Below are 24,006 nucleotides of genomic sequence, written 5' to 3' on the forward strand. Positions count from 1 at the left end.
ATTCGCCAGAGGGGCCCGGTGGTGAATCGCCAAATAATCGAAATTTCGAAAAGTTCCAGAGCGTCACCGCTGCGCCAGAAAAAAGCCGCCCGGTTTCCCGAGCGGCTCCTTTTTTCGTCAAAGAGACAGATGCTTACATGCTGTAATACATGTCGAATTCGACCGGGCATGGCGTGGTTTCGGTGCGGATCACCTCTTCCCACTTGAGCTCGGCATAGGCGTCGATCTGGTCCTTGGTGAAGACATCGCCCTTCAGCAGGAACTCGTGATCGGCTTCGAGCGCTTCGAGTGCCTCGCGAAGCGAGCCGCAAACGGTCGGAACCTCGGCCAGCTCTGCCGGCGGCAGATCGTAAAGGTTCTTGTCCATGGCTTCGCCCGGATGGATCTTGTTCTGGATCCCGTCGAGGCCCGCCATCAGCAGCGCCGAATAGGCGAGGTAGGGGTTGGCCATCGCATCGGGGAAGCGGAACTCGACGCGCTTCGCCTTGTCGCCGGCACCGTAAGGGATGCGGCACGAAGCCGAACGGTTGCGGGCCGAATAGGCCAGCAGAACGGGGGCTTCGAAGCCCGGCACCAGGCGCTTGTAGCTGTTGGTGGTCGGGTTGGTGAAGGCGTTCAGCGCCTTGGCGTGCTTGATCACGCCGCCGATGTAATAGAGGCAGGTTTCCGACAGGCCGGCGTATTCGTTGCCGGCGAAGGTCGGCTTGCCATCGGTCCAGATCGACATGTGGGTGTGCATGCCGCTGCCGTTATCTTCCTTGATCGGCTTCGGCATGAAGGTCGCGGTCTTGCCATAAGCATGGGCAACCTGGTGCACGACATACTTGTACACCTGCATGCGGTCGGCAGTCTGCACAAGCGTGCCGAAGGTCAGGCCCAGTTCGTGCTGGGCGGCGGCGACTTCGTGGTGGTGCTTGTCGCAGGGCAGGCCCATTTCGAGCATGGTCGAAACCATCTCGGCGCGGATGTCCATGCAGCTGTCAACCGGAGCGACCGGGAAGTAGCCGCCCTTGGCGCGCGGGCGGTGGCCCATGTTGCCAGAGGGGTATTCGGTGCCGGTGTTGGTCGGCAGTTCGATATCGTCGATTGCGAAGCCCGATCCGGCATAGCCGTCTTCGAAGCGAACGTCGTCGAACATGAAGAATTCTGCTTCCGGGCCAACATAGACGGTGTCGCCGATGCCGGTGCTCTTGAGATAGGCTTCGGCGCGCTTGGCGGTGGTGCGCGGGTCACGGCTGTACCAGTCGCCGGTTGAAGGCTCGACGATGTCGCAGTTGACGATCAGCATCGGCGTGGCGCTGAACGGATCGATCCAGGTCGCGTCGAGATCGGGCTTCAGGATCATGTCGGATTCGTTGATCGCCTTCCAGCCGGCGATCGACGAACCGTCGAACATCAGCCCGTCTTCGAATTCGTCTTCGCCCATTACCCCGGCGCACATGGAGAGGTGCTGCCACTTGCCCTTGGGATCGGTAAAGCGCAGGTCGACCCACTCGATCTCATTGTCCTTGATCAGCTTGAGGACGTCTTTCACCTTGCTCATTCAAAACCTCTTTTCAGTTTCGTTCTGTTCGCCCCGAGCCTGTCGAAGGGCAGTTTGTGCTGTGTTCGCGGTTCGACAGGCTTACCACGAACGGAAAAATCCTAGATCGCGTCGTCGTCCCGCTCACCGGTGCGGATGCGCAGCGCGCTTTCGATCGGCGAGACGAAAATCTTGCCGTCGCCGATGCGCCCGGTTTGGGCAGCGGCGGCAATCGCTTCGACCACGGCTTCAGCCATTGCATCGCTGACGACCACTTCGAGCTTCACCTTGGGCAGGAAGTCGACGACATATTCGGCGCCGCGATAAAGTTCGGTATGGCCTTTCTGGCGGCCAAAGCCCTTCGCCTCGGTCACGGTGATCCCGGATACGCCGATCTCGTGCAGCGCCTCCTTCACTTCGTCGAGCTTGAAGGGTTTGATGATCGCTTCGATCTTCTTCACGTGTGTCTATGCCCCCGGCACCCAAATCGGCCGCAGCGAAGCAGCAGGTAGCAAGCTGGCTCCACCGGCCGGTGATTTACTGACAATCCCTTATCCAAGAATCGTGCCAACCACTAAGGGTGGTGGCAATCATGCGGCAATCGGGCGCAGGGAATGGCTTGTGGACGCCGGAACAGCCAGGCATGCCCAAATGCCGGACGGAACCTGCCCAAAAAATAGGCAGTACGTTCGTTTATCAGAGGGCGAGACCGGTCGTTTCAGGCAGGCCACACATGATGTTGAGGTTCTGGATCGCGGCCCCGCTGGCGCCCTTGCCGAGGTTGTCGAGCCGGGCGACGAGGCGCGCGTGCCAACCGCCCGCATTGCCGAAGACGAACAACTCCATCGCATCCGACGGCGGGGCATTCCTGTCGAGCAGGAGTTCACCAACGGCGCTGTCATCGCCGACAGATACGACCGCTGACCCGCGATAGAATTCACTTAGCGCTGCGCGGAGGTCATCAGCGGTCGGATCGCCCGGCATCGCGCCGAGATGCAGCGGCACCTCGACCACCATCCCGCGATAGGCGGGAACGACCGAAGGTGCGAAGATTACGCCATGCTTAAGCCCGGCATGGGTTTTCATCTCCGGCAAATGCTTATGCGCCATGTCAAAGCCGTAGGCGCGGAAAGCCGGCGCGCCTACGGCTTCGAAACGTTCGATCAGCGCCTTGCCGCCGCCCGAATAACCACTCACGGCGTTGACGGTGTAATGCCAGTCGGCCGGCACCAGTCCGGCACGCACCAGCGGCGCAACCAAGCCCAGGAATCCGGTCGGATAGCAGCCCGGATTGCTGACAAACTGCGCATTCGCAATTTTCTCATGCCCGATCAGTTCGGGAAAACCATAGGTCCAGCCCTCAGCCACGCGGTGCGCGCTGGACGCGTCGATAATGCGCGTACCCGAACCTTCGGCCAGCCTGACTGATTCCTTCGCGGCCTCATCCGGCAGGCACAGGATCGCAATATCGGCAGCGTGGAGCGCGTCCTTGCGGGCGGCTTCGCTCTTGCGCTGGGCATCATCAAGCACGATCAGCTCGAACTCGCTGCGGCCGTGCAGCCGGTCGCGGATTTCAAGGCCGGTTGTGCCCGCGGCACCGTCGATGAAGACGCGCGTGGCCATCGCGCCGGTCCTCAAGCCTCGGCTGGGGCGAGTTGCGCGATCCGGACATAGCCGCTCGGGCCTTCCGGACCCAGGCAGACCCATGCCCATTCGCCGGCGATATCCAGGACTTCGATGGCGGTGCCAGGCGCAAGCTCGCTCACCACATCGCTGTCATCGCGGCCTGCGAGGTGCATCTCGGCCGTGGCGTCACCGATCTTGCGCACCTGCGGGATCACGTAATGCGCCGCCAGGTGACGGCCCGCCAGCACCATATGGGCAAGGTCCCCGCGCAGCGGCAATGTGCCCGGCTTCGGGCGCGCTACAGGCCCCGCCAGCCGCAGTGGGCCGGTTGGAACTTCGTATGTGGCGGCGTCGCTCATCCGGCGCGCGTCCCCTGTCTTTTCAAGCCCGCCCCATGCGGTTTGCGCGGGCGCTTATACATGGAAGCCCTTTCCGGCAAGTTTAGAGGCAATGCAAGCGCTTCGGGCGGTTGCAAACCGTTGCATGTGCCTGCGCCGCGCGATGCACCTGATCGGCACGACAAAACGGTGCCAATCCCCTGCGTGAAGGAGAGGGGCAATGGGCAAGGCCATTCGCGACGAAAGCGCAACAGCATCTGAAAGGCAGACAAGTGAGGACCAGCATCGTGCACGGCGAAGGGCACTTCTGCATTCGCATCCCGAGGTGAAGTGCCTGGTTGGGCGAGAGCCGCGCACGCTGGGTTGGATCGCTATTGTATGGGCCGGGCAAGTCGGCTTGGCAGCTGCATTTGCCGACCAGGCCTGGTGGCTGATCGCTCTTGCGGCCTATTCTATCGGCGCGTTCGGGGCCTTGGCGATTTGGGCACTGCTGCACGAGTGTTCGCACGACCTGGTGTTACGCACCGCCAAGGGCAATCGATGGCTGGGGATGTTCGCATCCATGCCGCTGGTGCTGCCCGTCGCGCAGGCGTTTCGCAAATATCACCTGATGCATCATCGTTATCAGGGCGATGCCGTGCTCGACGGAGACATTGCCAGCCCGTGGGAATGCCGACTGGTGAAAAACCTCCCGATGCGTAAGGCGCTATGGCTTCTGGCCGGTCCATTGATGCAATCGTTGCGACCTTCCCGGATGAAGGGAGTGCGCCTGTTCGATGCCCAGACAGGCGCCAACCTTGCGCTGCAAGCGGCTTTTGACGCGGCGATCGTGTGGACACTGGGTTGGGGTGCGCTCGGCTTCTTGTTGCTGTCGAACATTTTCGCACTGGGTCTGCACCCATTAGGGGCGCGATGGATCCAGGAGCATTACGAGATGCGCCCAGGGCAAGAGACCTACTCCTACTATGGGCCGGTCAATCTGCTCGTGTTCAACGCCGGAATGCATGTCGAACACCACGATATGCCGCGCGTGCCATGGAACCGTTTGCCGCAGCTGCGGCGGATCGCACAAGAGCACTATGATGGGCTCTATGCCCACACGTCATGGACAAGGCTGCTTTTCCGTTTCGTGTTTGATCCGTCGCTTTCCCTTGAGAGCCGTACCATCCACCACCGGAGCGAGCGGACATGAAGAATTCCACCATTTTGACTCGAGCGGGCTTTAGCCTGCGTGGTTTAGTTATCACTTGGCGCAAAGAGCGTAGCCTGAGGACGCATGTGCTCATCTCGCTGGTGTTGGAAACGTTGCTAGTGTGGCGCGGGGTCGATCCGTTATGGTTGGCGATTGTCGCGCTTGCGATTGCGTTGGGTTGGGCAATGGAGTTGGCCAACGCTGCGATCGAAACGCTGTGTGACAGGCTCCATCCAGCGCGTGACCCGGCGATCGGCGCGGTAAAGGACATCGCTTCGGCTAGCGCCTTCGTCGTCAATATGGCGATGGGGGTCCTTGGTATGGCTGCTTTCGTTTCCGCCAGCTGAGCGGTTAGCTGCCGTAGCGCGCGCGCAACATGTGGAAAGTGGCGCGCAGGCCATAGGCCGCTCCACCGGCCGGGCGGCCGGGCTTGGCCGAAGGGCGCCAGGCGAAGGTGTCGAAATGCGCCCAGTCGATCCCTTCGCCCACGAACTTGTCTAGAAACAGGCCGGCCACGCTGGCCCCGGCAAAGCCGTTGAAGTGGGTATTGTTGGTATCGGCGATGTCGGATTTCAGCCATTCGGCATAGGCCGCGGGCAGGGGCAGGCGCCAGGGTTCGTCATCGCAGGCCTTGCCCGCATCGATCAGCGCCTGCGCGGTTGCATCCTTGCGGGTCATCAGCGCGGGGAAATCGGGGCCCAGCGCCACGCGCGCCGCGCCGGTCAGCGTGGCGAAATCGACGATCAGGTCGGGCTTCTCCTCGCTGGCGCGGGTCAGGGCATCGCCCAGGATCAGGCGCCCTTCGGCATCGGTATTGCCGATCTCGACCGTCAGTCCCTTGCGCGTGCTCAGGATATCGCCGGGACGGAAGGCATTGCCCGCGATCGCATTCTCGACCGCAGGGACCAGCAGGTGCAGCCGCACCGGCAGCTGCGCGCCCATCACCAGCTGCGCCAGCGCAATCGCATGGGCCGCGCCGCCCATATCCTTCTTCATCAGCTTCATGCCGCTCGCGGGCTTGATGTCGAGCCCGCCCGAATCGAAGCACACGCCCTTGCCGACAATCGCCAGCACCGGGTACTTCTCCGAACCCCAGCTAAGGTGCAGCAGGCGCGGGGCATGGTGGCGCGCGGCGGCTCGGCCAACCGCATGGACCATCGGATATTCGCGCTCCAGCGCGTCGCCCTTGACCACTTTCAGCTTGGCGTCATGCGCCTTGGCGAGTTTCTCGAACTCGGCCTCAAGCGCGGCCGGGCCCATGTCCTCGGCGGGCGTGTTGACGAGATCACGGACGAGGTTTTCCGCTTCCGCCTGGGCGATCGCATCGTCGAGATGTTTGGCTTTCGTGCTCAGCAGGATCCGCGGTCCAGCCGCCGTATCATCCGGCTTCAGATAGCGGGCGAACTTGTATTGCGCGGTCTGCCAGCCGTGCAGTGCGGCGCCCGGATCGTGCTCGACCAGGCGATAGGTTCCGCCAGGCAGGTCTTCCGCCAGCTTGGCAAGGCACCAGCTGGTCAGCTTGGCCGGATCGGCCACGCCGCCCGCCGCAAACCAGCCGTCACCATCGGGCACGATGCCGACCTGCGCGGGCTTGCCTTCGAACTTCTGCGCCTTGAGCGATGCCCGCTGCCCGGCTGACAATGGCTTCAGCCAGGCCTCGAAATTGTCCTTGGTAACGAGATGGATCGGCGTGGCATCCTGCCCACGATCCGGCTGGATCAGCGCGTCTTTCTTGCTCATGAAAGGGTATTTAGGATGCTTGCGCCGCTTGTCACTCGCAATTTTGTACCGCGGTCGCTATGTGGGCGGCATGCACCAGTACCAAGTCATCGAAGGCAATGAGACCGTCTATCGCGACGGCACGATCAAGCTGCACGGTCCGGAAGGCTTTGAGGGCATGCGCAAGGCCGGGTGCCTTGCCGCTGAAATCCTTGATGAGTTGACCACATTCGTGAAGCCGGGCGTGACCACCGCCGAGATCGATGATTTCGCACGCGGCATGATGCTGGATGCGGGCGCGGTGCCGGCGACGCTGGGCTATCGCGGCTATGCGCACAGCTGCTGCACCTCGATCAACCACGTGATCTGCCACGGCATCCCCGGCGACAAGGCGCTGAAGGATGGCGACATCGTCAATATCGATGTGACCCCGCTGCTCGACGGCTGGCATGGCGACACAAGCCGCATGTTCTATGCCGGTGAGCCGCCGCTCAAGGCCACGCGGCTGGTCGATGTGACTTATGAATGCCTGATGCTGGGGATTGAGGCTGCATCGAAGCCCGGCGCGCGGCTGGGCGACATCGGCGCCGCGATCGAGGCGCATGCGCACAGCTTCCGCTATGGCGTGGTGCGCGAATTCTGCGGCCATGGGTTGGGCCGGCTGTTCCACGATGCGCCCGAAGTGGTCCATGCGGCGCGGGCGGGGACGGGGCCGGAATTGAAACCCGGCATGTTCTTCACCATCGAACCGATGATCAATGCGGGCAAGCCCTGGGCCAAGGTGCTCAACGATGGCTGGACCGCGGTGACCCGCGACAAGTCACTCAGTGCGCAGTTTGAACACTCGATCGGCATTACCGAGAATGGGGTGGAGATTTTCACGAAGAGCCCGAAGGGCCTGGATAAGCCGCCTTATTGAGGGTCTCCTAGGCTCCCAATCAAGGCCTCCACCTCTTCATCCAAAACAACTAACGCTTCCACAACTTCTGGAACAATGGGCAAGCCCATTTCTGTTGGTTTAGCATAGCGGAAGAAGTGCTGTTTGTACGGCTCCGAGAGGCTTCCAACGATTCCATTCAGTCTGGGAGCGTTAGTCTCGAAGCCAACTGATCGAGCCTGTTCGAGAGCCTTCTGCAGATCATGGCCTATCGCATTACGAAGATGTTTGTCATCGCTTTCACCGCCCGAAGCTACATATGCAGCCTTCACAAGCAACTCGATGCCGAGACCGAGGAGGTAGTAGGTAGATAGAGAAAAAGTGCCATTGAATGCAAAGTGGTCGGGATCAGGGATCTTTTGCTCGATCGCATAATCAATTGCCTTAGCGAATAGATGGTTGCCTGATAAGGAATGGGCCCGTCCCAATTGATAGAGAGCTTCAGCGACCTCTTTGTTTGGCATCTAACCCTCTCTCCCCGCCCGGATCGCAGCGCCTGCAGCAAAGGGCGTAATCGCCACCAGCAGCAGGCTGATCGCGGCGGAGAAGCCCAGCGTCGCCGGGTCGCTGCGTTCGAGCGCGCCGGCGCCGAAGATCAGGATCGGCAGCGCGAGCGGGATCAACAGCAGGCCTGACAGCGCGGCTCCTGCGCGTAAACCGGCAGTCAGCGCCGCGATCATCAGGCCCACGGCTGCCAGTCCCGGCGTGCCGGCGAGCAGGCCGAGCAGCAGCAGGCGCAGCGTCTCCCCCTCCAGCTTGAGCAACGCAGATGCCGGAATGCAGGCCAGCATCAGCAACGGACCGAAGCTGAGCCAATGCGCGACGAGGCGCACCGCCATCACCGCCTCCTCGGTTACGCCGCGCATGCGGAGCTGGTCGAAGATGCCGAGCGCGATATCCTCCTGCACCAGCCGGTCAAGCGGCAGGATCGCCGCCAGCAGCGCCGCGATCCACAGCACGCCGCCGCCGGTCCTTGCGAGCAGCGGCGCATCGGGGCCGACCGCGAAGGGATAGAGCATCGCCACCGCCAGGAAAAACAGCAGCGGCAGCGTCGCCCCGCCGCCGCGCCCGCCGAACAGCAAATTGCGCAGGTCACGCCACAGTAGTGCGATGAGCACGCGGATCATGGCACGAATTCCGACAGGTCGAGCACGCGCATCCCGTCAAGCGGGAAGGGCTGGTGCGAGGCGAGGACGCAGATCCCGTCAGCCCGGCAATGCCCCTCCACCATCGCGCCGACCGCACTCACGCCCTTGTGGTCGAGCCCGTTCAGCGGCTCGTCTAGCAGCCAGATCGGCGCAGCCTGCGCGCTAAGCCGGGCGAGCGCCGCGCGCTTGCGCTGCCCGGTCGAGAGATAGCGCACTGGCACATCGAGCAAGTGTTCTACATCCCACGGGAAGTTCGTGCTGGGCGTGCCATCGATCGCGCGCCAGAATGCGAGCGCCTTGCTCAGCGGCTGGTCGGGATCGAGCGCTGGCTTCTCGTCCAGCAGACCGACCGGATCGCGCCGCTCGACCGACCCTGCATAGGGTCCCAGCAGCCCGGCCAAGATACGCAGCAGGCTCGACTTGCCAATCCCGTTAGCGCCGGTGATGTGCAGAACCTCGCGCGGTTTCAGCGCGAACGACAGCCCGCGAAACAGCACACGGTCGCCCCGGCGGCAGGCAAGATCGGTGGCGGTGAGGCGCGGCGTCATCACTGCCAGCGATAGGCGGTCTGTCGCCATGCGCCAAGTATCCGAATTCGCTTGTCAACCGGGGTGGATCGCCGCAGTTGACTGGCAGCGATGGAGAGGAAGCGCCGTTTCGGCCTAGTACGCCAAGGCTGCGCCCATCCTTCAGGAATGTATGTTAAAGAGGTTTGCGATGACCAATGTCCCCCAATTGACCGACGCCGAATGCGACACGTTGCTGGCCGCGCACCCCGAATGGTCGATCGCGCGCGAGGGTACGGCGATCGAACGCACCTTCAAGTTCGCGAACTTCAGCGAGGCATGGGGCTTCATGAACCGTGTGGCGCTGCTGGCCGAAGCGCATGACCACCATCCCGAATGGTTCAACGTCTATAACCGGGTCGAGATTACGCTGACCACGCATGATGCGGGCGGATTGTCCGAACGCGATGCGGTGATGGCGGCCGCGATCGACGCATTGCTCGCATGATTGCACGCTGGCTTGCAGCTATCGGCCTGACGCTGTCGGCCCTCCCGCTGCAGGCGCAAGCGCCTGATCCGGACTGGCGCGGCGTTTTCAAGGGCACGATCGGGCGGCACCAGGTGGTCGCGTGCCTTGATCGGGAGAATTACGGCAACGCGGGGCGGGGTACATATTACTATATGCGGCACCTCAAGCTGATCGCGCTGAAAGCCGGGGACCCACCCGGGAACTGGCGCGAGCAAGCCGATGCAAGGGATTGGGATAACCAGAACGCTCCGATCTGGTCGCTCACCAAGGTCGATGCAGCAGGTCTGTCCGGGACATGGAGCGACCAAGGCAAGGCATTGCCAATCCGGCTGGAACGCGTTGAACTGCAAGACCCGGAAGGCTGGACTTTGTGCGATGATCCCGCGTTTCTCGGGCCGCGGGTCAAACCGGCGGAGTTCGACAGCGTGCCGGGCAGGGTGGGCAGCTTCGATTACATGCGCCTCGATTATCGCACGCCGGAACATTTCGCGGATTCGGTGGCAATTTCGGGCTTTACGTTCGAACCGCGCGAGCCGGGCGACAAGGCGATCCTCGCTACATTCGCAGAACGCTTGCCAAAAGGCGTGGTCGAGGATGACTACATCCAGTGCGTCGCTGGTGCGGCAGTGGTGAGCGGGTTCGATGGAGACTATCAGGAGGAACTAACGCCTCATTTCGCCAACAGTGCCTTTCTCGATGTCCAGGTGACGATGGGAGATTATTGCGGCGGCGCCTATCCCAACTTCGGGATCTGGCACCGGGTGTTCGATCGCGCGACCGGTGAAGAAGTGGATCTGACCACCTGGTTCACCGCGGATGCATTCACGGTGACCGATTGGGGCTCACCACAAGCCAGCGAGAACTTGCGCGCAATCGCAGTGGCGCAATGGCCAAAGGACGAAGATCCGGAGTGTGTAGAGACGGCACTGTATGAGCCCGGCTGGCGCCTCGGTCTCTCCGCCGAAGGCCTGCTAGCCAGCCCTGCGCTGCCACATGTGGCCGCAGCTTGCGAGATCTGGACGACCATCCCCTGGGATCAGGTCGAACCGTTCCTGTCCGACAAGGGGCGCGAGGAACGGGCGCGATTGCGCTGAACTGTCCTTGCTATCCTTGGGTTCCGATGCCTTGCCGGCGCATTTCCTTGCGCACCCTGCCGGGCAGGAAGCGTGACAGCATCAGCAGGCGGCTGGCGGTCTTGCCCACGGTATAGTCGAGCTTGTCGCCATGCACGGCGTCCCACACCACCTTGGGTACGATCGATACGGGGTTCACTTCAACCCCCGCTTCGACCAGGCTTTCCTTGACCGACTGGTTCGAATCCGGGCGCGTTTGCGCGATGATCGGCGTGTCAATGAAACCAGGGCAAAGCGCGGCGACCTTGATCCCGTCGGGCGCCCATTCGGCATCCAGGCTGCGCGTAAAGCCGCGCACCGCCCATTTCGTCGCGCAATAGACCGAAAGGTTGGCCGCACCGATGATCCCCGCCAGGCTGGCAGTGTTGATCAGCGCAGAGCCGGGGGCGGTTTTCTTGAGGTGCGGGTATGCGGCCTGCGCACCATAAATGACGCCCTTGAGATTGATATCAAGCAAGGCCTCGATCTCGCCGGTAGGCTGCTCGGCGATGGGCCCGCCATGACCGATCCCGGCGTTATTGAATACCGCATCGATCCGTCCGCCGGCCGCGGTCGAAAAGGCCTCGAGCGCCACATCCCAGGCGGCGCGGTCACGAACGTCGAGCCGGTGGGAATATTTGAACCCGCCTTCGATCAGGCCCAGCGTGTCTTCCATCCCTTGCTGGTTGATATCGGCAATGCCGACGAACCATCCGCGCTCGGCAAAATAGATGGCCACGGCGCGCCCGATGCCAGAGCCACCACCGGTGATGAAAATTGACCTGCGTGTGCTCACTCCAACCTCTCCCAAAAAGCAAACCGCGCGAGAGTCGATACCCCCGCGCGGCCCGCTTGTCAGCTATTTACATCAATGTCAGCTACCGAGTGCAGCTCTCAGACCCTTTACGTGCTCTGCGCCCTCTAGGATCTGTGTCGTTGAGGGCTTCAGCACGTCGCCCAGCGGCTCGGCTCGGCCACCAAGGCATTCGGCGAGGAAGTTCTCGGCAATGCCAAAAAAGGCGATATTGTTGGTCGGCTTGGCGAAGCCGTGCCCTTCGTCAGGGTAGAGCACATAAGTGACCGGGATGCCCGCTTCCTTCATCGCGCTCACGATCTGGTCGCTTTCGGACTGCTTGACGCGCGGATCGTTAGCGCCCTGCGCGATCAGCAGCGGTTTGGTGATCTGGTCTGCCTTGTAAAGCGGGCTGGCTGCCTTGAGCAGCGCCAGGCCTTCCTCGGTATTGGGATCGCCCATCCGCTCATGGAAGATTTTCACCAGCGGCGCCCAATAGGGCGGGATGGTGGCGAGTAGGGTTTCGAGATTTGACGGGCCGACGATATCGACCCCGCAGGCGAAAGTTTCAGGAGTGAAGGTCAGGCCTGCCAGCGTGGCATAGCCGCCATAGGAACCACCCATGATTGCCACCTGGTCCTTGCCGGTGATGCCCTGTTCGATCGCCCAATTGGTGGCGTCGATCAGGTCATCGTGCATCTTGAGGCCCCACTGCTTGTTGCCGGCATTGAGGAAGTCCTTGCCGAAACCGGTCGAGCCGCGGAAGTTGACGCTGAGCACGGCATAGCCGCGGTTGGCCAGCATCTGGTGGACGGTATTGAACCCGTAACCGTCGCGTGCCCAGGGGCCCCCGTGGACGAACAGCACCATGGGCATTGCATGCTCCGGTTTGCCATCACCGTCAGAATCACTGCCAGGTGGCAGGGTGAGATAGGACGGCAGGATCAACCCGTCGCGGCTGGCGATTTCCAGCGGATACATCGGCTGCAATGGCGCGCCTTCGAGTTCCGGCCGCGAGGTGTAGAAATGCTCCAGCGTGCCGGCTTCACGGTCATAGATATAGGTTGCGGTCGGTGCGATCAGCGGGTCGTTCCAGACGATCCAGGTCTTGTCGTCATCGGTGCGCGACTGGACGCCGAATTCGCCCTCAAGCTTGCTCCCGAGAAACTCCAGCGCGGCGCCGATTTCGGGATCGATCGCGGTCCATTCGGTCTTGAGATACTCGGCTGAATAGGCCTCGACCACGCCGGTCTTGGGATCGCGAATGGTGCCGCCGATATCCGCCTTGTCGTTCTCGGCGATCAGCGTGCGTTCCCCGGTCGCGACATCCTCGGCATAGAGCGCTGCAGTATTCCGGCCGCGGCTGTCGAGCCAGTAGAGGATCGAGCCGTCATTGGTGTAGCCGGCCGGATTCGTCGTGAGCGAATCCTCCATGGCGGTCGAGGAGAAGGGCTCTTCTTCCACTACATTGTCGATCACGCGGAAATAATCGGTTCCGCCTGCCGCATTCTGGCGCAGTGCCATGCGCACCGTCAGCGTGTCATCCGCCATGAACCCGGCATAGCTGTCATTCTGCAGCACCATGGTGAGCTCGCCGGTGTTGAGATTCAGCAGGTGCACGTCATGGAATTGCGGGTTGCGGTTGTTGAGGCCGACCAGGATCTTGTCGCGGATCGATCCCGAGCCGCCCACGATTTGGACGCGGGTATTCTCGAACGGAGTCAGCGTAGTTTCTTGGCCGCTGGCAATATTGACTCCATAAAGAAGGAAATTCTCGTCGCCGCCCTTGTCCTGAATGTAGAGCAGGCTCTGCGAATCCGGGGACCAGAAATACTGCCGGATCGGGCGATCCGTGGCTTCGGTCATTGCCTTTGCGGCGTCGGGATTGTCGACCGGTGCCAGCCATATGTTGAGCACTCCGTCCTTTGGCGCCAGCCAGCTCAACCACTTGCCGTCAGGGCTTATCTGGCCACCTGCCCGGGTTGGGTTGCCGAACAAATGGTCGCGCGGGATCAGGGGGGCGGCTTCATTGTGCTGGTGCATCGTGGCTCCGTTAGTCTTGTGATGGTCGGCCTGGGCCATGCCGGGCAGGGCCAATGCAGTTGCAGCGAGCGCGGTGGTCAGTAGGCGTAGTGCCAGCGGTCGTTTGGTCATCGGAACTCCTCTCTCGAGCTGAATTATGCTTTGCGACCCGGGAGTGTGTTGTCGCTCTAATACGCGCAGAATTACCTTTGGCAATAGGCTCTCATAAAGCGGGATTGGCATAGAAATGCCAGGTGAAGATCGCCATCGCGCCGCGGTGCGGTTGCCATTCTTCGGCGATTTCTCTCGTGGGTTTCTCAGTGGGGCGCTCGGGAAGATCGAGCAGCCGCTTAACGCCTTCCTGCACTGCCAGGTCGCCGGCAGGCCAGATGTCCGGCCGCCCCTCCGCGAAAAGCAGGTAGATTTCGGCTGACCAGCGCCCGATGCCCTTGATCCGTGTGAGCTCGGCAATCGCTTCTTCATCGTCTGCCGGAAGAGCGTCGAAATCGAGTTCGCCCGCTGCGACCAGCTCGCACAATGAGCGGGCATAGCCCTGCTTCTGGCGCGACAGGCCGCAGGCGCGCAAAGTGTCAAAGTCGCGTTCGAGCAGGCAGGTCGGCTTGAACTCCGCCCCCAGCACCGCTTCGAGTTTGTTCCACATGCTGCTGGCCGCCGCGACGGAAACCTGCTGGCCAACGATCGTGCGCAGCAAGGTCTTGTAACCACGCGCACGAATGCGGGGTTCGGGATAGCCGATCTCGTTCGACCTCGCGTGCGATCCGCGGATCGCGCTTGCCCAGCGCGTCCAGCGAAGATCGGATCGTCTCTGCGCTCAATCCCACTAATGATTCCCCTGGCTTGCAAATTTGGCGCCGAGACCGTAGCAGCCCGCCCACGCACTCGATAGAGGTTGCGCCCTGCGCAGATCAACGTGGAAGGAACATGCACCGATGCCCAAGCTGACCGTCGTCAATCGTGCCGGGGAAGAATCGACTATCGATGTCGAAGACGGCCTGACCGTGATGGAAGCGATCCGCGACAACGGCTTTGACGAGCTGCTGGCGCTGTGCGGCGGATGCTGTTCCTGCGCCACCTGCCATGTCCATGTCGACCCGGCCTTTGCCGACAAGCTCCCGGCAATGAGCGAGGACGAGGACGATTTGCTGGAAAGCTCGGACCATCGCAATGAAACCTCGCGCCTGTCATGCCAGATCGCCTTCACTGGCGATCTTGATGGGCTGAAGGTTACTATCGCCCCTGAAGATTGATCTTGATTGCGGCAGGGCAGGAGATTCCCTAACTCTGCCAGCATGAATATCACCAAGCCATTCCGTTCGACGCTCGACCTGATCGGCAACACCCCGCTAGTCCTGCTCAAGGGGCCGAGCGAGGCCGCCGGTTGCGAGATCTGGGGCAAGTGCGAATTCGCCAACCCCGGCTCGTCGGTAAGGGATCGCGCAGCGCTCTACATGATCAGGGATGCCGAAGCGCGCGGCGAGCTCAAAGCCGGTGGCACGGTTATCGAAGGTACAGCGGGTAATACGGGGATCGGGATTGCACTGGTCGCCAATGCGCTTGGATACAAGACGATCATCGTCATGCCCGACAACCAGTCCAAGGAAAAGATGGACACGTTGCGCGCCTTGGGTGCGGAACTGGTGTTGGTCCCGCCAACCAAATACGCCGATCCCAACCACTTCCAGCATGTCTCGCGACGGATGGCGGAAGAAATGGACGGCGCTGTCTGGGCTGGTCAGTTCGACAATACCGCCAATCGCAAGGCGCATATCGAAGGGACTGCGCCGGAGCTTTGGGAGCAGCTCGAAGGCCGGATCGATGGTTTTACCTGCGCCGCGGGCACAGGCGGTACGATTGCGGGCGTTGGGATGGGGCTCAAGGCTTTTGACGAAAACGTGTGCATCGCGCTGACCGATCCGCATGGCGCGGCACTCTACAATTACTACGCCAATGGCGAGCTCAAGGCGGAAGGATCCTCCGTTGCCGAAGGAATCGGGCAGGGCCGCATCACCGCCAATCTCGAGGGCGCACCGATCGACACGCAATATCGCATTTCTGACGAAGAAGGATTGCACTGGGTGGCCCGGCTGTTGCGCGATGAAGGTCTGTGCCTTGGCCTGAGTTCGGGCATCAATGTCGCGGGCGCGGTCGAGCTTGGGAAAAAGTTGGTCGGCGAAGGGCGCAAGGATGCGCGGGTTGCGACAATCCTGTGCGATACCGGCTTCCGCTATCTCTCCACGCTTTACAACCCTGATTGGCTGGAGGCGAAGAGCCTGCCTGTGTTCGACTGGCTCCGGCGCGATTGATTCCCATGCGCGATTGCCCAGCCGCAATCGACCGGATAGAGTGATGGCCCATGCCGAACCGCGAACTTTTCAGATTGCCCAAGCTGCGCGCATCGGTTGCTGCCGATGCGCCCGCGACGGACGATAGCCGCAGCAGTGCCGTATCCCGGTCGGAAATGATGCAGCGCTTGCAGGTGGGGCTGGCGGGCCTTGCTGCCATGGTGCTGCTGGTGGGGCTGGCCAATATCATCCAGGATCGAGCAAGGGTGTCGGACGAATTGGCTGTGCCTGAAGCTGCGCCGACCGTTGCGCCCAGTGGCCCACCAGCGCTCAGCGATCCACTCGCCGATGCCGGAGTGGTGCCCGATATGCCCGCTGAGCCTGCGCCGGCACAGTCTCCGGCGATCGTCCCGGAACAAGGCAATGGCACAAACGACCAAACGCCTTAGGCTGGTATACGCAGGGCTTTTAGCCGCGCTGGTTGCCGCTGGCACATTGTGGGCTTGGCAACAGGCCGCGCGGCCGGTTGATCGATCACAGCTTGGCTTGATGACCAGCCTGCCGATTTACTGGCCGGAGGGCGCTGACACGGTCGCATTGATCGAGGGCGAAGGAGAATTGCCCTGGGTTCGCCAAGTTCTCGAGGAATCCTACACGATCACGCCGCTCGATACGCTGAGCCCTTCAGGTGACGCGGGGGCGGACCCGCTGGCCGGGATTGAGCGGCTGCTTATCGCGCAACCGCGCGGGCTCAGCCCGCAAGACAATGTCGCACTCGACAACTGGGTCCGCGCCGGTGGCCGGTTGTTGCTGGTGATCGATCCGATGCTGACCGGCCAATATGCTGTACCGCTGGGCGATCCGCGCCACCCGCAGTCGGTCGGGCTGATCCCGCCGGTTGTGGTGCGCTGGGGGCTCCATATCAACTTTGACGAGCGGCAGCCCCTTGAGCCGAGACTGGAAAGCTATGGCGGGGGGGAAGTGCCGGTGCTTTTGTCTGGTGAGGCGATACTTGTGCCGCCTGGTCCCGATGCCGACGAGGAAGCGCTGGCCGCGCGCGGCGACTGCCGCGTCCTGGGCGATGGGGTGGCTGCTGAATGCAAGGTCGGCAAGGGGCGGGTGACGCTGCTCTCTGATGCCAGTCTGTTCGAGCTCTCGGGTCCAGATGGCGATGTCGAAAGCTACCTGCGCCAATTGGCCGATTTCGCGCTGGAGTAGCAGCTTCCGGCGAATTTGGGGAAATCGCGGGAAAGGCGCCAATCCGCGCGACTCGACATCGGGGAAATTACCGAAAAACAGCGGATTATGGGGTGCAGTTGCTACGCGCTGGGACCTCACCCGGAAAATTTGCACTGAAAAATATCAATAAAAATCATATGCTTGCCATGTTATCCCGTAAAATCCCGCAAAAATCCCTTTAATCCCTCCATCTCCCGCGATATGACCAAAGCCCATCGGACATGGTGTTTCGTGCTGCGCTGCCGAGTCGGACAGCGCACTGCCTGCTCACGCGCGCAGGCAGCACGGAGAAGTCATGTCCGCGGGGCCACAGGGGTTCGGGGTTCAGGGCGGAGAGGGACAGTTGTCTTTTGGAGGATACAGTGGACAGGCTTATTCGCCCGCCGGCGATAAGGGCCGCTTTGTCCTGCCTCCCAGCTTCCGCAAGGCTGTGAAGGAAAGCTCGGGCGGACGCATCCTCTGCCTCGACAAGCACGAGCGCTGGAACTGCCTCGTCGGCTTTGGCCTGTCACGCAATGAAGAGCTCGACGCCCAGCTCGATCGCGAGGAAGAGCGCGCGCTGCGCCTCGGTCGCGATTTCGATTATGACCAGCGCGCCAACCAGCTGTTCGGCTTCAGTCAATTGCCCTTCGATGACAGCGGGCGGTTTGTCATGCCTGATCACTTGCGCGCGCTGGGCCGGGTTGAAGACGGGCTCTATTTCCAGGGTGCAGGGCGGTTCTTCACAATCTGGAACCCGGCCGAACTCGCGCGCATGGGCGAAGGCTGGGAAGCGGCGCAGGCGGCCTGTGCCAGCCTGGTCGCAGAAGCCCACGCGAAAGGCGGCCGCAAGTGAGCCCCGCCGATGACGCCCCGCATATTCCGGTCCTCCTCGACGAAGTTATCGCCGCGCTCGATCCGCAGCCGGGCGATGTGATCGTCGATGCCACTTTCGGTGCGGGTGGTTACACCCGCGTGCTGCTTGATCGCGGCGCAACCGTCCATGCCTTCGACCGCGATCCGGATGCGATCGCTGAAGGCCGCGGATGGGCCGAGGCGCGTTCTACCCCTCCGCGCCTTGTGCTCCATCCGCGGCGCTTTTCAGAAATGGTGGCGGCGCTGGCAGAAGTCGGTGCGGCGCAGGTTGACGGGGTGGTGATGGATATCGGCGTGTCGTCAATGCAGCTCGACCAGGCCGAGCGCGGCTTTGCCTTCTCGGTCGATGGCCCGCTCGACATGCGGATGAGCCAATCCGGGATGAGTGCCGCTGACTTCCTCAACAGCGCTGATGCCGACACGATTGCCGATGTGCTTTATGAATACGGCGAAGAACGCCAGTCGCGCCGCGTTGCCCGGGCCATTGTCGCGGCGCGTCCGTTGGAGACCACGGGTGAGCTGGCACGAGTGGTACGCAAGGCGCTGGGTTACAAGCCGACCGACAAAAAGGATCCGGCGACCCGCAGCTTCCAGGCGATCCGCATCCATGTGAACGGCGAACTCGACGAGCTGAACCACGGCCTGCATGCCGCCGAACAGGTGCTGCGCGCAGGCGGGCGGCTGGCAGTGGTCAGCTTCCACAGCCTGGAAGACCGGATCGTCAAGCGCTTCCTGCGCGATGCATCGGGCCGTTCGGGTGGATCGCGTTATTTGCCGGAAACGAGCGCCGAACCGGCGATTTTCACGCATGTTTCCAAGGCTATCCGTCCTTCAGATGCGGAAATTGCGCGCAATCCGCGTGCCCGATCGTCCACCCTGCGCCATGCCGTGCGCAGCACCGCTCCCGCGCGAAAGGAGGCCGCATGAACATGACCGGATCCCGCCTGCGCCAGATTGGCTGGCTTGTTGCTCTGGCTGCCTGCCTTTGCCTGTTCCTGGCGCTCAGCTTCCAGGTTCATGCGGTGAAAAGCGAAGTGCTCCTGGCCGAACGGCAGGTGATCGCGTTGAAGCGCGAAACGCTGATGCTGGAAACCGAATTCCAGGCCCGCGCCAATCAGCGCCAGCTGGCGGAATGGAACGCGGTCGAATTCGGCTATCTGGCCCCGCGCGCAGACCAGTTTCTTGAAGGCGAGATGCAGCTTGCTGCGCTGGGCGCCGCGCGCGGCCCCGCAGCGCCCAACCCGATCCGCTTCGCGCGTGCCGAAGTCAGCGCCGATGGTGCTGCGCCTGAGCCGCGTGCCATGGTTTCCCCGGTCACTGGCCGCCCGGTCACACTTGCCGCAGCCTCTGCTCCCAGCACCGCCGATACGGTGGCCGAAGCCTTTGGCGAACTGCTGGCCGAAGCCTCGCCCGTGCGCAGCGCCAATGCCCGCACGATGATGAGTGCCGAGGCGGCTGAATGAACGCACTTTCGGCCAGCGCGGCCATATCCACCGGCAGAGTCGAGCTCGTCACGTTCCGGCGCCAGTCACTTGCACTGGCGCATTGGCGGGTGCTGTGGATTGCGTTGGTATTCGGGGCGGTCGCGGCCGCCGCACTGCTGCGCATCGCCTATCTCGGTGTCGCGGATCATGGCCCCGTGCGCACGTCGCTGGAGGAGGAGTTGCTGCCGCCGCGCGGCGAGATCACTGATCGCAATGGCGTGCCGCTGGCACGTGCCTTTCCTGCCTATGCCCTGTGGTTCAATCCCAAGGCGATGGGCGAAAGCGGATCGCCGCTGGTGAAGTCACCCCAGAAAGTTGCTGCGCGGCTCAAGGCGATCTTCCCCGAAATCGACGAGATCGAAATGGCCGAGCGGCTCGCCTCGGGCAAGGCGGGCTATTTGCGCCGCCGCGTGCTGCCCGAAGACGCGAACAAGGTTATGGCGATCGGCGAACTGGCATTGGAAATGCCGCGCGAGAATGACCGGCACTATCCGCAAGGAATGCTGGGCGCGCATGTGCTGGGCTATGTCAATTCGGATGGCCAGGGGCAGGTCGGGATGGAGCAGGTGCTGGATGCGCAGCTGCGCGATCCGGCGCTGCGCAGCCATTCGACGCCGCTGTCGATCGATATCCGTGTGCAGGGCGCTTTGGAAGACGAGTTGCGGCGCGGGATGCTGGCAGTCAGCGCCGTTGGCGCGGCCGGTATCGTGCTCGATGTCGACACGGGAGAAGTGCTGGCGCTGGCCTCGCTGCCGGAGTTCGATCCCAATGCAGTAACCAGCGAAGACCTGGTCCTGCCCAAGGAACGCGCGGCGCTCGGCGAAACGCCGCGGGCATTCAACCGCGTGACGAACCAGGTTTATGAGCTCGGTTCCACTTTCAAGCCGCTGACGGTCGCGGCCGCAATCGATGCCGGGGTGGTGCGCGATTTCGGCAAGCGCTGGAATGCCGAACCGCTGCAAGTCGGACGCTTCACGATCAAGGATCTGAAGCCCAAAGGTGCCGACCTGAATGTGCCGGAAGCGCTGATTTTTTCCTCGAACACAGTCACTGCGCGTGTCGCGGACGAACTGGGCCCGGAACGTCTGCGCCGCACCATGATTGACCTCGGCATGAACGAGCGGCCCTATATCGAATTGCCGGCCCGCGGCTTCCCGCTATGGCCGGGTAGGGATTGGGCACGGCTGACGAATATGACGGTGAGCTATGGGCACGGCATTGCCGTTACTCCGCTGCACCTCGCCAGTGCCTACGCCTCTATGGTCAATGGCGGGATATGGCGCCCTGCGACGATGAACAAGCTCGCTGCCAACGAAGTGCCGCGTGGCCGCCGCGTGTTCAAGGCCTCTACCTCTTCTCGCATGCGCCAGCTGCTGCGCATGATCACCCTCTATGGCACCGGCAAGAATGCCGATGCACCGGGCTTCCGCGTTGGCGGCAAGACCGGCTCGGCTGAAAAACCGGGCGCTGGCGGCTACCGCAAGTCCAGCCTTGTTTCCACATTTGCCGCCGCCTTTCCAATGGATCGCCCGCGCTATGTTGTGATCGCAATGCTCGACGAACCGCATGGCACGGTCGCCAGTTCGTTCCAGCGCACCGCCGGATATACCGCCGCGCCGATCGTCGGCAGACTGGTGCCGCGGATCGGCCCGCTGCTGGGCGTGATGCCCGACAATACGCGCGACGTCGATCTGACCGACCTTCGCCCGCTAGTGCCGGAGAAACACTGATGCGGTTGGGGGCGCTCGCGGAAAAGGCTGGAATTGCGCTCGCATCGGGCGGCGAAGCCGAGGTGACCGGCTTTGCGATCGATCATCGCAAGGTGGCCCCCGGCACGGTCTTCGGCGCTTTCAGAGGCGCCAAATTCAATGGCGAAGACTTCATTCCCGCCGTGATCGAGGCCGGCGCTGTTGCGGTGGTTGCCCGGCCAGAAGCCGTTGTGGCTGGCGCTCCCCATATCGCCGACGCCGAACCGCGCCGCGCATTTGCACATCTGGCAGCCGCCTTCTTTACACCGGTCCCGCAAGTGATCGTTGCCGTCACCGGCACCAATGGCAAGACCTCCTGTGTCGAGATGACCCGCCAGCTGTGGCGGATGGCAGGCGAACGTTCGGCCAGCATCGGCACGCTGGGCGTGACGACCTCCGACGAGAGCATATCGACTGGCCTCACCACGCCCGATATCGTCACTTTCCTCAGCAATATGAGCGGCTTGGCGCGTGAGGGCGTGACCCATGTTGCCTATGAGGCTTCCAGCCACGGGCTCGACCAGTTCCGCAATGAAGGGGTGCTGGTTGCTGCGGGCGCCTTCACCAATCTCACTCGTGATCACCTTGATTATCACGGGACGATGGAAAGCTATTTCGCCGCCAAGATGCGGCTGTTTGACGATGTGCTGCAGCCGGGTGCTGCGGCGGTGATCTGGTGCGACGAGGAAGATTGCGAGTGGACTCGCCGGGCAATCGAGCATGCGCAAAAAGGTCGCTGCGCGTGCTTACAGTGGGCGAGCGGGGCGATTTTCTTCGCCTGCTCGCCCGCACGCCGACCCAGCTTGGCCAGACGCTTGAGATCGAACATGACGGCACACAGCGCACCATCAAGCTGCCGCTGATCGGTGCCTACCAGGTGGCCAATGCGCTGGTCTCTTGCGCATTGGCGATTTCGACCGGCAGCCCTGCAGAGCAGGTGCTGGATTCGGCGAACCGTTTGCAGCCAGTGCGCGGGCGGTTGGAGCGGGCGGCGATTACCGCAAAGGGCGCGCCGATCTATGTCGATTATGCCCACACGCCCGATGCGATTGAGGCCGCGATTGCGGCGCTGCGTCCGCATGTGGAAGGGCGCCTGATCACCGTTTTCGGGGCTGGTGGCGACCGCGACAAGGGCAAGCGCAGCGAAATGGGCGCTGCGGCGGCGGCTGGCAGCGAAGTGGTGATTGTGACCGATGACAACCCGCGCGGAGAGGATCCGGCTGCGATCCGAGCCGGGGTGCTGGCTGGCGCGCCAGGAGCAATCGAGATCGGCGACCGGCGCGCAGCCATCGCCGAGGCAATCCGCCAGGCCGGCGCAGGGGACATCGTGCTGGTCGCGGGCAAGGGGCACGAGCAGGGACAGATAATCGGGTCGGGAGACAATATGCGGGTTTTGCCGTTTGACGATGTGCAGGTGGCGCGCGAATGCGCCGCACAAGAGGTTCAATCATGAGTGCAATGACGGCTCTGCGCGCCTGGCCTGTTGAAGCCCGCGATGCCTTGCCGCAGGCGCTGTGGAGCGCGGCGCAAGTGGTCGCAGCAACCGGCGGGATTGCCAGCCATCAGTTCCAGGCATCCGGCGTCGAAATGGACTCGCGCGACGTGAAGCGCGGCGACCTGTTTGTGGCGCTCAAGGGCGAGGCGATGGACGGGCACAAGTTCCTGGGCGCAGCCTTCGCCAATGGCGCGGTGGCAGCGATCGTCGACCGTCCGGTCGATTTCCCGCATGTTCTGGTTGAAGACACCACCGCGGCACTCCACGCGCTGGCGCATGCCGCGCGCGAGCGGGCGCAGGCGGTGCGCATCGGCATTACCGGCTCGGTCGGCAAGACCGGCGTGAAGGAAGCGATTTTCCAGGCGCTCGACCGCGCCAGCCGCGGCGCTGCGCATCGCAGCGTACGCAGCTACAACAACCATGTCGGCGTGCCGCTGACGCTTGCGCGCATGTCGGCGAGAGCGAAGTTCGGCGTGTTCGAAATGGGCATGAACCATGCGGGCGAGATTGCCCCACTTGCGGCCCATGTCCGCCCGCATGTGGCGCTGATCACCACTATCGCCCCGGCGCATATCGAGAACCTCGGCAGCATGGAGGCGATCGCAGAGGAAAAGGCTGCGATCTTCTCTGGCCTGATGCCGGGCGGCACAGCAGTGATCCCGGCTGACAGCCCCTGGTGCGAGCAATTGCGTGCGATTGCAGAGCGTTATGCGGCGCGCGTGATCACATTCGGCACCTCGCCAGACGCAGATGTGCGCCTGCTTGATGCCATCCCGAGCGCCAATGGCGGCTCGCTGGTGACGGCGGATTTGGGCGATACGCGGCTATGCTATTCCGTGGCCGAGCCGGGCGAGCACTGGATCGCTAATTCGCTGGGCGTCATGGCGGCAGTGAAGGCGGCAGGCGGCGATTTGGGCGCAGCCGGCCTCGCGCTGGCCGAGATGGGCGGGCTCAAAGGGCGCGGCGCGCGCCACCAGCTGAGCGTGCAAGGCGGAAAGGCGCTGCTGATCGACGAAAGCTATAACGCCAACCCCGCATCGATGCGCGCGACGCTGCGTCAACTGGGGCAGACGCCCGCGACCCGCCGTATCGCGGTGCTGGGCAGCATGAAGGAACTGGGCGATTTCGGTCCGAAGTTCCATGCCCAGCTGGTCGAGCCGCTGTCAGAGGCGAAGGTCGACTATGTCGTACTGGTGGGCGAAGAGATGCGCGCCCTCGCGCGGGAATTGGGGAAAGCGAATGTGGTTTCGCTTGGCAATGTGGGCGGCTTCGCGCATTGCAATAACCCAGCTGAGGCGATTGCGGCGCTGGACGAGTATGGCATCACCCATGGCGATGCGATCCTGGTCAAAGGTTCCAATTCGGTCGGTCTTGGCGCGCTGGTGTCACATTTTACGGGTCTGGCCGGGTCGAAGGACCAAAGCGGGACCTAGGATAA

Annotated in this window: 24 protein-coding genes and 2 pseudogenes; 15 read left to right on the forward strand and 11 right to left on the reverse strand. The window is 62.7% G+C overall.

Translation table 11 applies throughout. The annotated features are described in order from the left end of the window. Nucleotides 1-133: 133 nt before the first annotated feature. The 4 genes from glnA to G6N82_RS12565 all read right to left on the reverse strand — a co-directional run bounded on the left by glnA (nt 134) and on the right by G6N82_RS12565 (nt 3,507). Nucleotides 134-1,543, reverse strand: coding sequence for a type I glutamate--ammonia ligase (gene glnA, locus G6N82_RS12550; protein ID WP_165196938.1), 1,410 nt, complete (start codon nt 1,541-1,543; stop codon nt 134-136). A 101-nt stretch (nt 1,544-1,644) separates the two neighbouring features. Further along, on the reverse strand, nt 1,645-1,983 hold the full coding sequence (locus G6N82_RS12555) for a P-II family nitrogen regulator (protein ID WP_165196940.1): 339 nt from the start codon (nt 1,981-1,983) through the stop codon (nt 1,645-1,647). Between the two features lie 235 nt (nt 1,984-2,218). Then, nucleotides 2,219-3,145, reverse strand: coding sequence for an N-acetyl-gamma-glutamyl-phosphate reductase (gene argC / locus G6N82_RS12560; RefSeq protein WP_165196942.1), 927 nt, complete (start codon nt 3,143-3,145; stop codon nt 2,219-2,221). Between the two features lie 11 nt (nt 3,146-3,156). Further along, a complete protein-coding gene (locus tag G6N82_RS12565; protein ID WP_165196944.1) occupies nt 3,157-3,507 on the reverse strand; it encodes a hypothetical protein in 351 nt (116 codons plus the stop codon). 199 nt (nt 3,508-3,706) lie between these two features. Between G6N82_RS12565 and G6N82_RS12570 the strand changes: the two genes are divergently transcribed. Both G6N82_RS12570 and G6N82_RS12575 read left to right on the forward strand, forming a co-directional pair. Beyond that, entirely contained in the window at nt 3,707-4,678 is a 972-nt protein-coding gene (locus G6N82_RS12570) for a fatty acid desaturase (protein ID WP_165196946.1), read from the forward strand. After that, nucleotides 4,675-5,025: a diacylglycerol kinase gene (locus G6N82_RS12575; RefSeq protein WP_165196948.1), complete on the forward strand. Its 351-nt coding sequence runs from the start codon at nt 4,675-4,677 to the stop codon at nt 5,023-5,025. Before G6N82_RS12570 ends, G6N82_RS12575 begins: the two co-directional genes overlap by 4 nt. 4 nt (nt 5,026-5,029) lie before the next feature. On the opposite strand, the gene G6N82_RS12580 is transcribed toward G6N82_RS12575, so the two are convergent. Then, nucleotides 5,030-6,418: a leucyl aminopeptidase family protein gene (locus G6N82_RS12580; protein WP_165196950.1), complete on the reverse strand. Its 1,389-nt coding sequence runs from the start codon at nt 6,416-6,418 to the stop codon at nt 5,030-5,032. A 70-nt stretch (nt 6,419-6,488) separates the two neighbouring features. Between G6N82_RS12580 and map the strand changes: the two genes are divergently transcribed. After that, on the forward strand, nt 6,489-7,316 hold the full coding sequence (map, locus tag G6N82_RS12585; protein WP_165198233.1) for a type I methionyl aminopeptidase: 828 nt from the start codon (nt 6,489-6,491) through the stop codon (nt 7,314-7,316). Here the strand turns inward: map and G6N82_RS12590 are convergent. From G6N82_RS12590 to ccmA, 3 genes are read right to left on the reverse strand one after another with little or no spacing between them, the layout of a single operon-like run. Further along, nucleotides 7,310-7,798 carry a hypothetical protein gene (locus G6N82_RS12590; protein WP_165196952.1) on the reverse strand — a complete coding sequence of 163 codons (489 nt, stop codon included), beginning with the start codon at nt 7,796-7,798 and terminating at the stop codon, nt 7,310-7,312. The two genes, map and G6N82_RS12590, sit on opposite strands and share 7 nt — an antisense overlap. Further along, a complete protein-coding gene (locus tag G6N82_RS12595) occupies nt 7,799-8,461 on the reverse strand; it encodes a heme exporter protein CcmB (protein ID WP_165196954.1) in 663 nt (220 codons plus the stop codon). It abuts the gene before it with no gap. Beyond that, on the reverse strand, nt 8,458-9,060 hold the full coding sequence (gene ccmA / locus G6N82_RS12600; RefSeq protein ID WP_241255104.1) for a heme ABC exporter ATP-binding protein CcmA: 603 nt from the start codon (nt 9,058-9,060) through the stop codon (nt 8,458-8,460). The genes G6N82_RS12595 and ccmA overlap by 4 nt, the downstream gene beginning before the upstream one ends. A gap of 139 nt (nt 9,061-9,199) precedes the next feature. On the opposite strand from ccmA, the gene G6N82_RS12605 reads away from it, so the two are divergent. Together G6N82_RS12605 and G6N82_RS12610 are read left to right on the forward strand one after the other, a co-directional pair. Then, on the forward strand, nt 9,200-9,496 hold the full coding sequence (locus G6N82_RS12605; RefSeq protein ID WP_165196956.1) for a 4a-hydroxytetrahydrobiopterin dehydratase: 297 nt from the start codon (nt 9,200-9,202) through the stop codon (nt 9,494-9,496). After that, nucleotides 9,493-10,611 carry a hypothetical protein gene (locus G6N82_RS12610; protein ID WP_165196958.1) on the forward strand — a complete coding sequence of 373 codons (1,119 nt, stop codon included), beginning with the start codon at nt 9,493-9,495 and terminating at the stop codon, nt 10,609-10,611. Before G6N82_RS12605 ends, G6N82_RS12610 begins: the two co-directional genes overlap by 4 nt. A gap of 10 nt (nt 10,612-10,621) precedes the next feature. On the opposite strand, the gene G6N82_RS12615 is transcribed toward G6N82_RS12610, so the two are convergent. From G6N82_RS12615 to G6N82_RS12625, 3 genes and pseudogenes are all read right to left on the reverse strand, one after another. Further along, the gene (locus G6N82_RS12615) at nt 10,622-11,425 is read right to left on the reverse strand and encodes an SDR family oxidoreductase (protein WP_165196961.1); all 804 of its coding nucleotides are present in this window, start codon (nt 11,423-11,425) and stop codon (nt 10,622-10,624) included. Nucleotides 11,426-11,503: 78 nt separating this feature from the next. After that, nucleotides 11,504-13,576 carry a S9 family peptidase gene (locus tag G6N82_RS12620; RefSeq protein WP_346773734.1) on the reverse strand — a complete coding sequence of 691 codons (2,073 nt, stop codon included), beginning with the start codon at nt 13,574-13,576 and terminating at the stop codon, nt 11,504-11,506. Nucleotides 13,577-13,667: 91 nt separating this feature from the next. Then, nucleotides 13,668-14,286: pseudogene (locus tag G6N82_RS12625) on the reverse strand (DNA-3-methyladenine glycosylase 2 family protein). A gap of 108 nt (nt 14,287-14,394) precedes the next feature. Here G6N82_RS12625 and G6N82_RS12630 point away from each other — a divergent pair. The 10 genes and pseudogenes from G6N82_RS12630 (at nt 14,395) to murF (ending at nt 24,001) form a co-directional block, all read left to right on the forward strand. Beyond that, nucleotides 14,395-14,712, forward strand: a complete 318-nt coding sequence (locus G6N82_RS12630; RefSeq protein ID WP_165196963.1) for a 2Fe-2S iron-sulfur cluster-binding protein — start codon at nt 14,395-14,397, stop codon at nt 14,710-14,712. A gap of 42 nt (nt 14,713-14,754) precedes the next feature. After that, a complete protein-coding gene (locus G6N82_RS12635; protein ID WP_165196965.1) occupies nt 14,755-15,768 on the forward strand; it encodes a cysteine synthase A in 1,014 nt (337 codons plus the stop codon). 50 nt (nt 15,769-15,818) lie between these two features. Beyond that, entirely contained in the window at nt 15,819-16,196 is a 378-nt protein-coding gene (locus G6N82_RS12640; protein WP_165196967.1) for a hypothetical protein, read from the forward strand. 100 nt (nt 16,197-16,296) lie between these two features. After that, the gene (locus G6N82_RS12645; RefSeq protein WP_165196969.1) at nt 16,297-16,965 is read left to right on the forward strand and encodes a hypothetical protein; all 669 of its coding nucleotides are present in this window, start codon (nt 16,297-16,299) and stop codon (nt 16,963-16,965) included. A gap of 316 nt (nt 16,966-17,281) precedes the next feature. Next, a complete protein-coding gene (locus tag G6N82_RS12650; protein ID WP_206520201.1) occupies nt 17,282-17,821 on the forward strand; it encodes a division/cell wall cluster transcriptional repressor MraZ in 540 nt (179 codons plus the stop codon). Further along, complete coding sequence (rsmH, locus tag G6N82_RS12655) at nt 17,818-18,768, forward strand: 16S rRNA (cytosine(1402)-N(4))-methyltransferase RsmH (protein ID WP_165196971.1); 951 nt, start codon at nt 17,818-17,820, stop codon at nt 18,766-18,768. The genes G6N82_RS12650 and rsmH overlap by 4 nt, the downstream gene beginning before the upstream one ends. A gap of 2 nt (nt 18,769-18,770) precedes the next feature. After that, entirely contained in the window at nt 18,771-19,304 is a 534-nt protein-coding gene (locus G6N82_RS12660; RefSeq protein WP_241255105.1) for a hypothetical protein, read from the forward strand. Further along, nucleotides 19,301-21,055, forward strand: a complete 1,755-nt coding sequence (locus G6N82_RS12665; RefSeq protein ID WP_165196975.1) for a penicillin-binding protein 2 — start codon at nt 19,301-19,303, stop codon at nt 21,053-21,055. Before G6N82_RS12660 ends, G6N82_RS12665 begins: the two co-directional genes overlap by 4 nt. Further along, nucleotides 21,055-22,526, forward strand: a pseudogene (locus G6N82_RS12670) (UDP-N-acetylmuramoyl-L-alanyl-D-glutamate--2,6-diaminopimelate ligase). The gene G6N82_RS12665 and the pseudogene G6N82_RS12670 overlap by 1 nt, the downstream one beginning before the upstream one ends. Beyond that, the gene (murF, locus tag G6N82_RS12675; RefSeq protein WP_165196977.1) at nt 22,523-24,001 is read left to right on the forward strand and encodes a UDP-N-acetylmuramoyl-tripeptide--D-alanyl-D-alanine ligase; all 1,479 of its coding nucleotides are present in this window, start codon (nt 22,523-22,525) and stop codon (nt 23,999-24,001) included. Before G6N82_RS12670 ends, murF begins: the two are co-directional and overlap by 4 nt. Nucleotides 24,002-24,006: the final 5 nt, after the last annotated feature.

The organism is Altererythrobacter sp. BO-6 (assembly GCF_011047315.1).
Classification (GTDB): Bacteria; Pseudomonadota; Alphaproteobacteria; order Sphingomonadales; family Sphingomonadaceae; genus Erythrobacter.

Excerpts from the sequence above, each read along its gene's own strand:
- map (WP_165198233.1), top strand. The coding sequence starts at position 6,489 with ATGCACCAGTACCAAGTCATCGAAGGCAATGAGACCGTCTATCGCGAC.
- G6N82_RS12660 (WP_241255105.1), top strand. The coding sequence starts at position 18,771 with ATGACCGGATCCCGCCTGCGCCAGATTGGCTGGCTTGTTGCTCTGGCT.
- G6N82_RS12640 (WP_165196967.1), top strand. The coding sequence starts at position 15,819 with ATGCCGAACCGCGAACTTTTCAGATTGCCCAAGCTGCGCGCATCGGTT.
- G6N82_RS12575 (WP_165196948.1), top strand. The coding sequence starts at position 4,675 with ATGAAGAATTCCACCATTTTGACTCGAGCGGGCTTTAGCCTGCGTGGT.
- G6N82_RS12610 (WP_165196958.1), top strand. The coding sequence starts at position 9,493 with ATGATTGCACGCTGGCTTGCAGCTATCGGCCTGACGCTGTCGGCCCTC.
- G6N82_RS12630 (WP_165196963.1), top strand. The coding sequence starts at position 14,395 with ATGCCCAAGCTGACCGTCGTCAATCGTGCCGGGGAAGAATCGACTATC.
- G6N82_RS12590 (WP_165196952.1), bottom strand. The coding sequence starts at position 7,798 with ATGCCAAACAAAGAGGTCGCTGAAGCTCTCTATCAATTGGGACGGGCC.
- glnA (WP_165196938.1), bottom strand. The coding sequence starts at position 1,543 with ATGAGCAAGGTGAAAGACGTCCTCAAGCTGATCAAGGACAATGAGATC.
- murF (WP_165196977.1), top strand. The coding sequence starts at position 22,523 with ATGAGTGCAATGACGGCTCTGCGCGCCTGGCCTGTTGAAGCCCGCGAT.
- G6N82_RS12570 (WP_165196946.1), top strand. The coding sequence starts at position 3,707 with ATGGGCAAGGCCATTCGCGACGAAAGCGCAACAGCATCTGAAAGGCAG.
- ccmA (WP_241255104.1), bottom strand. The coding sequence starts at position 9,060 with ATGGCGACAGACCGCCTATCGCTGGCAGTGATGACGCCGCGCCTCACC.
- G6N82_RS12620 (WP_346773734.1), bottom strand. The coding sequence starts at position 13,576 with ATGACCAAACGACCGCTGGCACTACGCCTACTGACCACCGCGCTCGCT.
- G6N82_RS12665 (WP_165196975.1), top strand. The coding sequence starts at position 19,301 with ATGAACGCACTTTCGGCCAGCGCGGCCATATCCACCGGCAGAGTCGAG.
- G6N82_RS12580 (WP_165196950.1), bottom strand. The coding sequence starts at position 6,418 with ATGAGCAAGAAAGACGCGCTGATCCAGCCGGATCGTGGGCAGGATGCC.
- argC (WP_165196942.1), bottom strand. The coding sequence starts at position 3,145 with ATGGCCACGCGCGTCTTCATCGACGGTGCCGCGGGCACAACCGGCCTT.
- G6N82_RS12635 (WP_165196965.1), top strand. The coding sequence starts at position 14,755 with ATGAATATCACCAAGCCATTCCGTTCGACGCTCGACCTGATCGGCAAC.
- G6N82_RS12605 (WP_165196956.1), top strand. The coding sequence starts at position 9,200 with ATGACCAATGTCCCCCAATTGACCGACGCCGAATGCGACACGTTGCTG.
- G6N82_RS12650 (WP_206520201.1), top strand. The coding sequence starts at position 17,282 with ATGTCCGCGGGGCCACAGGGGTTCGGGGTTCAGGGCGGAGAGGGACAG.
- G6N82_RS12645 (WP_165196969.1), top strand. The coding sequence starts at position 16,297 with ATGACCAGCCTGCCGATTTACTGGCCGGAGGGCGCTGACACGGTCGCA.
- G6N82_RS12565 (WP_165196944.1), bottom strand. The coding sequence starts at position 3,507 with ATGAGCGACGCCGCCACATACGAAGTTCCAACCGGCCCACTGCGGCTG.
- G6N82_RS12595 (WP_165196954.1), bottom strand. The coding sequence starts at position 8,461 with ATGATCCGCGTGCTCATCGCACTACTGTGGCGTGACCTGCGCAATTTG.